The sequence below is a fragment of the Bacillus changyiensis genome (assembly GCF_027706145.1).
GTDB classification, from domain to species: Bacteria; Bacillota; Bacilli; order Bacillales; family Bacillaceae; genus Bacillus; species Bacillus changyiensis.
Genome location: NZ_JAQFWW010000003.1, coordinates 23,359 through 35,798, shown reverse-complemented (window position 1 = coordinate 35,798; position 12,440 = coordinate 23,359). Strand labels below are relative to the sequence as shown.

Annotated in this window: 10 protein-coding genes and 1 pseudogene; 1 reads left to right on the top strand and 10 read right to left on the bottom strand. The window is 38.3% G+C overall.

Going from position 1 to position 12,440, the window contains the following annotated elements; all coding sequences use genetic code 11:
* Positions 1-68 precede the first annotated feature (68 nt).
* Both amyS and PDT38_RS11985 read right to left on the bottom strand, forming a co-directional pair.
* Complete coding sequence (gene amyS / locus PDT38_RS11990; RefSeq protein ID WP_270801826.1) at positions 69-1,604, bottom strand: alpha-amylase; 1,536 nt, start codon at positions 1,602-1,604, stop codon at positions 69-71.
* A 154-nt stretch (positions 1,605-1,758) separates the two neighbouring features.
* A complete protein-coding gene (locus PDT38_RS11985; protein ID WP_270801824.1) occupies positions 1,759-2,418 on the bottom strand; it encodes a DUF3298 and DUF4163 domain-containing protein in 660 nt (219 codons plus the stop codon).
* A 190-nt stretch (positions 2,419-2,608) separates the two neighbouring features.
* On the opposite strand from PDT38_RS11985, the gene PDT38_RS11980 reads away from it, so the two are divergent.
* Positions 2,609-2,992 carry a DUF488 domain-containing protein gene (locus tag PDT38_RS11980; protein WP_270801822.1) on the top strand — a complete coding sequence of 128 codons (384 nt, stop codon included), beginning with the start codon at positions 2,609-2,611 and terminating at the stop codon, positions 2,990-2,992.
* A gap of 330 nt (positions 2,993-3,322) precedes the next feature.
* On the opposite strand, the gene PDT38_RS11975 is transcribed toward PDT38_RS11980, so the two are convergent.
* From PDT38_RS11975 to PDT38_RS11945, 8 genes and pseudogenes are all read right to left on the bottom strand, one after another.
* Complete coding sequence (locus tag PDT38_RS11975; protein WP_270802148.1) at positions 3,323-3,517, bottom strand: GNAT family N-acetyltransferase; 195 nt, start codon at positions 3,515-3,517, stop codon at positions 3,323-3,325.
* 519 nt (positions 3,518-4,036) lie between these two features.
* Entirely contained in the window at positions 4,037-4,984 is a 948-nt protein-coding gene (locus tag PDT38_RS19465) for a methyl-accepting chemotaxis protein (protein WP_394356273.1), read from the bottom strand.
* A pseudogene (locus PDT38_RS19460) lies at positions 4,979-5,719 on the bottom strand (MCP four helix bundle domain-containing protein); the annotation flags it as partial. The pseudogene PDT38_RS19460 and the gene PDT38_RS19465, both read right to left, overlap by 6 nt.
* A 209-nt stretch (positions 5,720-5,928) precedes the next feature.
* On the bottom strand, positions 5,929-6,756 hold the full coding sequence (locus PDT38_RS11965) for a pentapeptide repeat-containing protein (RefSeq protein WP_270801820.1): 828 nt from the start codon (positions 6,754-6,756) through the stop codon (positions 5,929-5,931).
* Positions 6,757-6,906: 150 nt separating this feature from the next.
* Positions 6,907-8,367, bottom strand: a complete 1,461-nt coding sequence (locus PDT38_RS11960; RefSeq protein ID WP_270801819.1) for a glycoside hydrolase family 32 protein — start codon at positions 8,365-8,367, stop codon at positions 6,907-6,909.
* Entirely contained in the window at positions 8,360-10,564 is a 2,205-nt protein-coding gene (locus PDT38_RS11955) for an alpha-galactosidase (protein ID WP_270801817.1), read from the bottom strand. Before PDT38_RS11955 ends, PDT38_RS11960 begins: the two co-directional genes overlap by 8 nt.
* 70 nt (positions 10,565-10,634) lie before the next feature.
* Positions 10,635-11,453 carry a carbohydrate ABC transporter permease gene (locus PDT38_RS11950; RefSeq protein ID WP_270801816.1) on the bottom strand — a complete coding sequence of 273 codons (819 nt, stop codon included), beginning with the start codon at positions 11,451-11,453 and terminating at the stop codon, positions 10,635-10,637.
* Positions 11,453-12,286: a carbohydrate ABC transporter permease gene (locus tag PDT38_RS11945; protein WP_270802146.1), complete on the bottom strand. Its 834-nt coding sequence runs from the start codon at positions 12,284-12,286 to the stop codon at positions 11,453-11,455. The genes PDT38_RS11950 and PDT38_RS11945 overlap by 1 nt, the downstream gene beginning before the upstream one ends.
* Positions 12,287-12,440 lie beyond the last annotated feature (154 nt).

The following is a 12,440-nucleotide window of genomic DNA, read 5'->3' as shown; positions in this document are numbered from 1 at the left end:
AAGCATTGAAAGAGAGCGCAAAAAAAAAAGCAGACTTTCCTTTAGGAAAATCCGCCATTCACTATGTTTTACTTTTCAACATAAATCGAAACTGAGCCACTGTTCACATGAAACTGTCCCCAACCATCGGAATTGATGGTCACTAAATCAGAACGATTTCCAGTCATGTCATACCATGTCTCACCTGCATGCTGTTTGCCAACACACATCCATTTTGATCCGCCATGTCCATCTGTGATGAGGGTTGCTAACCCTGATTTTGTAACCGATTGATCACCTTCTCTAGTCCAGCCAATCAGATCGTGATGATCCAAATAATCATGCTGAGGTCCATATGCATAGTGTTTACGCGCTTTTAAAATCGGCTCTAATTTGTTTTTCAGTGCAGGGATTTCCCTTGATGTGGAACCTTTCGTCCCATACATATCACCGTAAAAAACTTGTGGGTAACCGGCCTCTCTTGTGAGAATGAAAGCATATGCGAGCGGTTTAAACCATGTTGCAACAGTTGATTCGAGTGACTGTCCAGGTTGTGAATCATGGTTTTCCACAAATGTAACTGCTTTTGTTGGATGTTTGGCGACGACTGTGTCTTTTAAAAGCTGACGCATATCATATGAACCGCCTTGTGTAGATGCCGCATGCAAATTATAGTGAAGCGGAACATCGAAAACAGAGTGATTATGGTCCGTTTTTTTCAAGTAGTTATCAATTGAATGAAGGTTGTTTTCCCAGTATTCAGCAACCGTAAACATCTCTTTGCCAGTTGATTTTCTTACAGCTTGCACCCAATCACGCAAATACGAAAATTTGATGTGTTTAACTGCATCAAGCCGAAAACCGTCTAATTGGAGTTCGTTCGCATACCATGTTCCCCATTTTTTGATTTCTTCCGCAACAACAGGATGATCATAGTCGATATCTGCATACATCAAATAGTCGTAATTGCCATTTTCATTAGAGACTTCCCAGTCCCAGCCTTTCCCATGGCCGTGAAACCTATAAATATTGTTTTGTTTGCTAGACTCATCCCAATCTGTTCCATCAAAATGATGCCAATTCCATTTAAAATCACTGTAGGTGTTACCTCGTCCTGAAAAATGAAATTTTGTCCAAGCTTTAATTTGATGTGAATCAGAAACTTCATGGTGACGGTTTCCCCGATGGACTTTGATAGCGGTTACATCTTCTGTCGTATCAGCACCTGCCTTATGATTAATAACGACATCACCATAGACATGAATGTTTTGTGAATGAAGGCTACCAATTGCTGACTGAAGCTCTGATTTCAAGCCATATTTTGTTCGTACCGTTCCTTTTTGATGAAACTCGCCTAAATCGTACAAATCATATGGACCATATCCTGTGTCAGATTGAGAAATCCCTTTATACGCTGGTGGAATCCACACAGCTGTTATTCCAATATCAGATAAATGACCAGCATCTTTCTGTAAACGCTTCCAATGATGTCCGTCATTAGGCAAATACCACTCAAAATACTGCATAATCGTACCATTTTGACTTGCTGCAGAAATTTTTGATACAGGAAACACAACAGAAAGCAACATCAAACACAATAGTAAACGCTTACATTTTTGGAGCATTTTTTTCTCCCCTTTTTGCTTAATAAAGTTCAATAGCCATTTTACATTTAAAAGAAAATTTAGGCAAATATATATTTTCCTATTTTTTTTATATCAAAAAAGCGTTCATTTGAACGCTTTAAACATTTTACAAACCTAAAGTCTCACTTATAAACTAATACGAAATCTTCACTTCTTGGTTTCCGCTAGGTGATGATGAAAGTTCATATTGCTGAAAAACAATCGAGATTCCATCATTAGTAAAATAAAAAGACGTATTGTCATTTAATCTAATGTCGCTCTTTTTAAGCCCTGAGTAAAATTGTTCTGGATGTTCATGGATATAAATAAAAATATCATTTTTTGCTTTCTCAAGTTTTGCTTGAGTATTCAAAAGGTCTGTCAGCTTGATACGCTTTTGTTTTTTGAAATCATAATTGTAAGCAGCAACACTATACACACCACGTGACCCACCAGGTAATTGATAATCATATATTAAAAAGCTTAGTTTTTCTCCGTCATTAAACTTTACTTTATATGATGTCTCATAAGCAGTTTCTTGTTTTTTCTTGTTAATATTTTTCTTCAACGACCGATAATGATGGTAAGAATCTTTCATATGAAGCTGCACTTCATCATTAACGAGCTTTAAATTCTCACGTTTTAAATGGCTGAATGTTGGAAATGATAAAGAATTTATGTTTTTATAAATCTCTGTTTGAACATCAGCTTTTTGATTTTGCGAAGCACTTATTTGTGAGAACATATTGATCGCAAATATGAAGAAAACGATCAGCACACCAAAAACTCCTAACATGGCCATTGCTTTTTTCATCATCATACTCCTTTATTCACACTATCATTGTAATGAAAATTTTATATTGTAATATTTTTGTAATATATTTATTATATTTGTAATGATACTAATTTTTAAACGATTCGTCAACTTTCTAATTGAAATCTTTGAAAATGTCCACAACTGTGTTTTATGATATAAACAAATGAAAGCAAGCGGGGTGAGGATGTTGACAATTGTTTTGCAGCGAATTTATGAAGACAATTCCCAATTAAAAGGTCATCGCGTTTTAATTGATCGTGTTTGGCCGCGAGGAATATCTAAGGATGAAGCAAATCTTGATGAATGGATGAAAGACATTGCACCAAGTCCATCATTAAGAAAGTGGTTCAATCATGATCCACAAAAATTCACAGAATTTACACAAGCCTATCAAGCTGAAATCAAGCAAGACAATGAAAAACAGAAAAAGCTGAACGAGTTAATCGAATTAGCTGCTAAAAAAAAGGTCATCCTCCTTTATGGTGCAAAAGATGAACGTCATAATCACGCTGTCGTGCTAAAAGAATTGTTACATGAACGCAGGCATGACGGGCAAAAGACCTCGAGGTAGCTGTCACCATTTGTTTACACATTAACCAGAAGTAGTGAAGCTCGTGCAACTGTTTTGAGTCTGCAAAGCTTTGCTCTATTTGAATACATTGTTTTCCCTATGGTTAACATGCGATTCTGTCTTACCATTTCTTTACATACTTTTTTTAATCCCTGTTTTTAGCAACTGTTTTCTGGTACATTACTGTTGTCAGATCGTGCAAGATAGGCGTGGCTTCTCGACCATTTACGATAGCACAATAAACTCTTTTTCTAAGTCCATTCTCTCCCAAAAGTGTAAAGCTGATTCATTCTCCAAATCAACTTGTACATGAATGAAAGAAACCGCGTTTTAATGAAACCAATCCATTAAATCATTTACTAAATGTTTAGCCATTTTTTGGCTGCAATATTCTGGTGCTACATAAACCTCATCTATTTGTCCATATACTTGTTTCATTGAAGCAATCCCATATCCAACCAGCTGATCTTGTTCATTTATCACAACAAAAACCGCACCATATGTTGATTGAGTATACTGTTTAATTTGCTCTTTGAGTGCATCCCTCTCACTCTTTTCTAACTCTCAATCTGCAGTTTCTTTAACATGTTGATTCCATAATTGTATTATTTGGTTTATCTTTTCGTCATTGTGAAGTTGTTTAATTGTTATCATTTTAGTTTTCTCCTTTTGGTCCCTAAAAAATGTGGTATGATATTCTTTTAAAATTAGTCTGATTGACTCATATCATAAAAGGTGATAAGAATGAAAAATTATAAAGATTATCTTCTGCCGTTTTTTATTACATTTGCGACCTTACAAGTCACAGATGACTTAAACATAGCTAATAATTGGTTTTTAACAGAATTTGTTCGTCTGATTCTTTGTTTTACTGTATTTTTTATTGTTATGTTTATCATCGGTACGATATTTAAAGAGAAGCATTCCGAATAATCCTTCCCATGATCATTCTTCTCCCTCACATTTAGGATGGCTAAATTCCAGTAAAAAAGTCAAAAAGCCTAATTCCCTTAAAAGAAGGAAATCAGGCTTTTAAAAAGTGTTTCAGACTTTAAATGTTGATATCATCGATTGTAAATTTTCTGCTAGGCCTGATAGAGCTTGGGCCGATGCCGAAACTTCTTCCATTGTCGCTAATTGTTCCTCAGATGCGGCAGAACTTTCTTGGCTTGCTAGAACACTCGTTTCTGCAATTTCTTTCACTTGTTCTGAACTTTTTACGATATGATGACTGACAGAAGCCATTTCTTGAATTGATGAGGAGACTTCTTGAACTCTTAAAGATACAGATGAGATGAGCTCCTGAATATTTTGAAATGATTGATTTACTTCATTTGAAAGCGTGATTCCTTCATTAACTTTCTCCGTCCCATCCTTCATATAGATAACCGCATGACTTGTTTCTGATTGGATTTCTGTTAAAGTCTCAGTAATCTGAATAGCTGATTGTGTTGACTCTTCCGCTAATTTCCTTACTTCATCAGCAACAACCGCAAAACCTTTACCGTGCTCACCTGCTCTTGCAGCTTCAATTGCCGCGTTTAATGCTAGCAAATTGGTTTGTTCAGAAATATTCGTGATGATATTTGTAATGTTTCCAATTTGCTTTGATTTTTGATCTAGATTTGATAGTAAACGAGATAGTTCTTCTACTATTTTAGAAATGACAGACATTTGTTGAACAACATGGTTAACTGTTTTAGAACCATTGACTGTTGCTTCATTTGCTTTTCCTGAAATAGATAGGACGTCTCGACTATTTGATGCAATGTGTTGAATCGAATCAGACAACTGGTGAATTGCGCTAGATACTTTGCTTACACTTTGTAATTGCTTTTCAGCGCCTTCAGCTGAATTCTGAGAAATGGTTGCAACTTGTTCTGTCGTACGGGTACTTTGTTCAGCTGCTGCACTAAGCTGTTCGGCTGAGGCCGAAACTTGCTCACTCGTTTGTGCAGTATGAACGACAAGAGTATTTAGGTTGGCTTGCATCACATTAATTCCTGTTGTTAATTCTCCCATTTCATCTTTTGATTGAACGAAGATCTTCTCTCCAGTTAAATCACCATCAGATATTTTTGAAACGCGACCTACAACAGTTCGAATAGAACGGGCAAATTTATTTCCGATCTTCGTAGAGACAGCAATTGCAATCACAATAGCGACAACAATACTAATGATTAATATCGTCTGAATGATATGGAAAGTGTTTCTATTATCATTCATTAATTGTTCTGCAAGTTGCTTTTTCGTATCGATTAACTTTTTCAGTTCATTGTTTGCAGCATTATATTCATCTCTGCCAAGTTTAATCCCTTTGTCTGCCTCTTTAAAATTATCATTTTTCATCAATGACGCATTATTTTGGACTCTTTGAGCAAAAATTCCCCATTTAGATTTAAACTCTTCAAAAACCTTCTTTTCTGCATCGGAAAGATTGGCTTTTTCATAACCCTCAATTAATTGATCAATACCTTTTAAATCCTTTAATGCGTTTTCCGTTAAAGAACTGTCTTTTCTCAAAAGCGCTTGAACCATTTGTATCCTGATATTACCTGACTTTTCTACTATTTTAGTGAGATCTATAACAGGTACCAGTCGATCATTATACATATTTTCACCATTCTTATTGATATGTACAACTGAAAAATTCGAAAATATACCTAATAATATAAACATGAATACAAATATCAAATAAGATAGCAGGAGTTTAGTTTTAATTTTCACTTGTTATGTCTCCTCTTACGAAGTAGTCTTTAATACCTATATTATTTTAGTTCCACCCAACATTTTAGTCAATGTGATATAGTTCAATTGTAGTTCTTTTGTAATAGTTATTGTCTAAATTATGAAAGTTGAAACTGTCTAAGAAAACGTGAAAAGGCGTCCAATTGTCAAAAAATTGACTTATTGGACGCCCCATCCACAGAATACTCTCATATTTCTCGCCAATGATGAGGGATATTTAAAAGCGGCGGCAGTTTTGTATGGTGATCACCTCTCGCCGCGTTTACTTGCGCTTGCGTAAGAAAGATACTGTCAGTAAGGTTTGCGCCGCTGAGATCAGCATCTCTAAAGTCTGCACCAATGAGGTCAGCCTTTCTAAGATCGGCATTTCTAAGATCAGCAGCGATCAGTAGTGCGCCTCTTAAATTAGCACCTTTCAGATCATATCCTTTTAGATGAGCACCGATAAGGTTACTACCTCGACTGATATTTTTGGGGAATTTTTTATGAAGTGCGTTGGTACGCACTAGTTCACTTGTTCTTATTAGCAAGTCATTGACTTGCACTCTATGTTCAGATACGTTTATTTTTAAAATCCGCTCTTTGCTTTGTTGTGTAAGTTGTTCCGTTTTTTCAAGCATGTCCTGCAAATCAAGATGAATCTCTTGAGCTGCTTTAATTAATAGTGCTTCTTGTAAATACCAAAGCATCTCGTGCAGTTGCTGCATGATCGGAAGGACAGCAAACATGTCTTTCGCTAAGGTTGGATGTTGTCGCCAATCCTTCCCTTCGAAAGTAATTTGTGACACCTTTTGGCCAGCACCAAAACATTCATATGCTACACAACCTCGAAATCCCTTTTGTCTTAGATCACTATGAATGATACATTGATGATTTGTCTGTAAATTTTGACAAGGAGTCCCTCCATCTTTATCTACAGCAAAATCTGCAGATTTCGCATATGGTAAAGCTACACAACACAATCCAAAACATTTACTGCAATCTGCTCTTAAATCTTCCAGCATCGTATTAACCATGATGATATATCCTTCTTTCACACATAAAGACTTTGCTACCTTTCTTGCATTATAACTGAAATGTTTTCTTTTGACATGATTTTTTGATGACCCTTTCGCCCAAAACCGAAGAAGCAACCAGGCTGGTACAAGCCTGACTGCTTCGTTTTATTATTTACTGTTCCAAATATCCTTTAATGACCAAGCCTGCAAAGTAAGCAAGTCTGCTTCTCCACCTTCTGCAAATACTTCAACACCATTACTGCCAGCTTTCGGATAAATTCGGCTTGTCATGACTGTTTCTCCATCATTCACAAACAGTTCCACAGATGATCGGTCAATAAAAATTTGCAGTTTAATGGTATCAAGACTGCTCATTTTTGCTTTTCGAATTCCGCCTTCTCCTTCACCAGCTTGATTTCGGTCTACAACTATTTTTCCTTCTGTTGCGTCAAAGCGAAGTACGGTTTTTTCCTGTCCATCTTCTGAGCAGCGAACATTTAAGCCAAATGATGAAGATGTTTTTTTGGCAAATTCCGCAATTATTTCAAGCCGGTCACCCGCAAAGCTCAGTTTTTTTACACCTGAAACAGTCATTGATTCTGCCATTAATTTTTCATGGCGGAGCATTTGTAATTCTTCTACTGGTTTCATGAGTAATTGTCCTGATGAATGAAACGTCAGTTCACGCGGTATGGTAAGCGCTCCTGCCCAGCCTTGTGCCTGTTCTGGCATCTCCGCTTCCCACATGTTCATCCACCCATAGAGAATACGCCTGCCTTTACCATCTTTAAATGTCTGGGCTGCGTAAAAATCAAATCCTCTGTCCAGTTCGGTAAATTCACCGTGGTTGAAATGAGCTGATTCGTAATCAAAATTTCCAATGAGCGTTCCTGTTTGATATAAATTTTGATAATGATCTCCTTCAGGTTCAATACCCTGTGGTGAAAACACTAGTACATGCCTGCCTTCCAGTTCAAAAAAATCTGGACATTCAAGCATAAAACCAAGCCTTCCATCACTTTTCACGATGGCACCACGATCTCTCCAAGAAAGCAAATCGTCTGATTCATATAAATGAATATTGCCAAGTTTATTTTTCTGGCTGCCAACAACCATATACCACTTACCACGATGTTTCCACACTTTTGGGTCACGAAAATCATGAGAAGCGCCCTTCGGCGGGATTGCAATAACCGGATTTTGTGGATGCTTCGTAAAGTGAATACCGTCTCTACTTTCAGCCATACACTGTGTTTCTGTCATAACGCCGTCATCATTCACATGTCCGGTATAAATCAGTGTCAGCACGCCATTATTGTCGACAGCACTTCCGGAAAAACAGCCACTTTTGTCATATGGTTTATCTGGAGCAATTGCGATCGGCAAGTGCTCCCAATGAACCAAATCCTTGCTCTTCATATGGCCCCAGTGTATAGAGCCAGGCTTTACGTCAAATGGATGATGCTGATAAAAAACATGATATTCACCGTTCCAGTGGATCAATCCATTGGGGTCGTTTATCCAACGGGCTGGAGCCATAATATGATATCCAAGACGATAACAACTGTTTGCAGCTTTTTCGATGTCCCGCCCATATAATTCGTGGTTTTGTTCTAGCACTTTATTCACCTGCTTTTACCTCTTTTAAATGCCATACAAGACTTTGGAAATCACCGCTTAAACTTGCCGGAATAGCAAGACCTGCATACATCAATTCATCTCCTCCAACGACCTCGCCGGTTTCTTCTATATGATAATTTTTTTCGGGATGAAGTCCGGCAAGTGTAAACGAACGGAATGGAGCATTTGGTTCATTCAGTACACGGAAGTAGGAGACCAACACCTCGGTTTTTTCTTTATTCACAAACAGCCAAGCTGTTTCATTGCCTTCGAATGGGCTAAGCAGACGGTAAAAGTCGCCAAATTGCACAAGTGAACGGACCTTTTTATAATCGGCCACCTGCTGTTTCACTCCTTCTTTTTCCTCTTCTGTCAACTTGGTAAGGTCGAGCTCATAACCAAAGTTGCCTGAGGAAGCTACATCTCCGCGCATTTTAAGGGATGTTATTCGGTTTACTTGGTGATTTGGAACAGCAGAGACATGGGCACCAATTGAACTGATTGGATAAATTAAGCTTGTCCCATATTGTATTTTTAAGCGTGACACGGCATCTGTATTATCACTTGTCCATGTTTGCGGCATGTAATAAAGCATACCTGGGTCAAACCGGCCGCCTCCACCAGAGCAGCTTTCAAATAAAATATGCGGGAATGAAGTGGTGATCTTTTCCATCACTTTATAGAGCCCCAACATATAACGGTGTGCAGTTTCCCTTTGACGGTCAGCCGGCAAAAGAGCTGAACCAATTTCAGTCATATGGCGATTCATATCCCATTTGACATAGGTAATTGGAGCACTGGCTAAAATGTCTGAGACTACTTTTGTAATGTATTCACATACATCATCACGCGAAAAATCCAGAATTAACTGGTTCCGACCTTCTGAACGGGTTGCATTCGGCACATGGAGGCACCAATCGGGATTTTGACGATACAGATCACTGTTCACCGATACCATTTCTGGCTCAAACCAAAGGCCGAACTCCATTTCCATGTTTTGCACGCGGTTTGCTAAATCTGCTAAACCATTTGGCAATTTTAGCTTGTTCACAAACCAATCACCAAGCGAAGATTTATCATCGTCCCGTTTGCCAAACCAACCGTCATCCAATACAAATAATTCAATCCCCAGCTCACTTCCAGCTTGGGCAATGGCTTCAATTTTTTCAGTATTAAAATCAAAATACGTCGCTTCCCAGTTATTAATTAAAATCGGTCTTTCTTTATCACGGAATTGACCACGCGCCAATCGTGTGCGGTACAGGTCATGATACGTTCTTGACATGCCGCCGAGACCTTCATGAGAATAGACCATAACGACTTCCGGCGCCTGAAACGATTCTCCTGCTTCAAGTTTCCAGGCAAAATCAAACGGATTGATCCCCATCGTTACACGCGTATTTTGAAATGGATCGACTTCTGCCTGTGCTAAAAAATTCCCACTGTATACAAAGCTAAAACCATAAACATCACCGTTCTGCTCATCTGCGTTTTTTCGAAGGAGCGCGATAAATGGATGAAACTGATGGCTGCTGGCTCCGCGGCGACTTTCAACAGACTGTATACCAGAACGTAATGGCTGGCGCTCAATGTGGCGTTCCCGTTCATGAGCACCGGTCAGTTGCAGAAAATCAAAATCAGCGTCTCGGAAATCTAGACTAGTACTCAGCGCACGTAGTAGGTGAAAAGATTTAGTCCCCTCATTGATATAACGAACAGAACGAGTGATCACATTGCGGCCTTCAAAGACTGTATAAGAAAGAACCGCTTTCATTTTGGAAAGTGAATCTTTCATCACAATTTCTAATGTAGATGCTTCTTCGTTTGACTCTACATATGTCGCTGGAAGCCCCTCAAGAGCCGGTTTTCCCCTGATGATCTGATGAGAATCATAGCGGAAATCCGTAATTGTTGTCCCATTTTCAAGCTGTACCTGAACAATCGGCGCCCGATAATCAGTCGTTCCATACACAGGAAATTCCTGTGGCAATGTATCAAGAGAAAAGGTACGGTCTTGAGAGGGATACGGATTTCCGGAAAATCCGCGATCCTTAAACTGCAGGTGATTGGCAAAACGGTAACCGCTTACTTTTCGACCCCAGTATAGATGAGCTAAGAAACCCTCGTTGACAATCTGCATGACATAACTTGTGTTTCCTGCTTTTAAATGAAATGTTTTTGTAGATGCTGTGAATTCAATACCCATTTTTCCCTCTTCTTTCAATAGGTTATTTTTAAAAAGCTGCCGGGACACTCTGACCTCGGCAGCTCACTTATTACTTGATCGCACCGCGTACAACGCCGCCAATAATCCATTTTTGAGCAAAGATATAGACAATGACCATCGGAGACAATGCTAACAAATAAGAAGCAAAAGCCAAGTTGTAATCTGCACCAAATTCAGACTGGAAAATATACTGTACAAGCGGTAATGTTGCATCAGCCTGGTCACTTAAGATAATGAGCGGCAGAAGAAAATCGTTCCATGCCCATAAGCAAGTTAAAATTCCAATTGTCGCATTAATTGGTGTTAGAAGTGGAAAAATCACCTTCCAAAATACGCCCCATGTACTGCACCCGTCTACTATTGCTGCTTCCTCCAGCTCCAGTGGGATGGAACGTATATATCCGACATAAATAAATATATTGAGGGCAGCTCCGTACACGATATACAAGAAAATCAAGCCACCTGGATTGTCCATCCCAAACAGTGACACTTGCTTGACAAGTGGTAGCATAATAATTGGAAACGGAATAAATAGTGCAGCAACAAAATAATAATACATAATTTTAAAGATGCGGCGATGCATGTTACGGGCAATTGCGTATGCAACCATCGAATTTGTTAGAATGGTAAAGACAACGGTCACAACGGTAATGATCACACTGTTTGTAAAGGCATTAAAAAAGTGAGTTGCCTCTATCGCTTTTGCAAAGTTTTCAAAATGAAGCCCTGTCGGTAGTGAAAAAGGCGACTTTGCAAGTTCTTGCGGTGTTTTTAAGGCGATAGAAATCGCTATATAAAGAGGGAACAAAATAAATAATGATCCTAAAGCAATCAATGATGTTGCTGTCCAGTTTGTTTTCTTTATCATTACATATCCATCTCCCTTTTTTGGAGCACTTTAATTTGAAAGATTGAAATTACAAGGATAACAATAAAGTAGATGACTGAGTTTGCAGATTGATATGCAAATTCACCGCCAAAACCGCCTTTATAAATTAAAACAGAAATCGATTCAGTTGCACGTCCTGGCCCACCGCCTGTCAGCGCAAGTACCTGATCAAACACCATTAAAAAGTTTTTCATTGACAACACCATGTTTATCGTGAAAAATGGAGCGATCATCGGAAAGGTTATTTTCCAAAATTCTTGCCATTTGTTAGCACCATCAAGGCTTGAAGCTTCATACAATTCACCTGGCACTGTCTGAAGACCGGCCAAATATAAAATAACGCTAAAGGCGCAAGCCTGCCAGACCGTTACAATGACAATCCCGAGCCACGCTGTACTTTCACTTCCTAAGATGTTAACTGATAAAAATCCGATATTTAACGTTTCACCCATTTTTGGAATTACATTCGCAAAAATATAATTGAAAATATATCCAACAATTAGTACACCTAAAACATTCGGTAAAAAGTACACACCGCGGAAAAAATTTCTTCCTTTAATTTTGGCATTTAACCCTAGTGCAATGACAAGACTTAAAACGTTTACTAAGATGGTCGACAGCACCGCAAACTTAAACGTAAACCAGTAAGAATTCAATATATTTGCATCTTTAAATAAGTTCATGTAGTTTTTAAGCCCAACAAAATCATAGGCAAAACTAATACCATCCCAGTTTGTAAAAGAATAGTACACACCCTGAAGTGCCGGAAACGTATGGAATATAGCAAATAATAAAACAGCCGGCAATGTCATTAAATAGAAGTAAATATTCTTTTTATTAAAACGCTTTTTCTTTACAGCGGCTGGATCAGCAGGCTCACTTATTGAAAAAGGCTTCAGAGCCATGTATGTCATCTCCTTTTTTAAAAATAACAGGAACCAGTTCCTCACGGTTCCTGTTAGATTA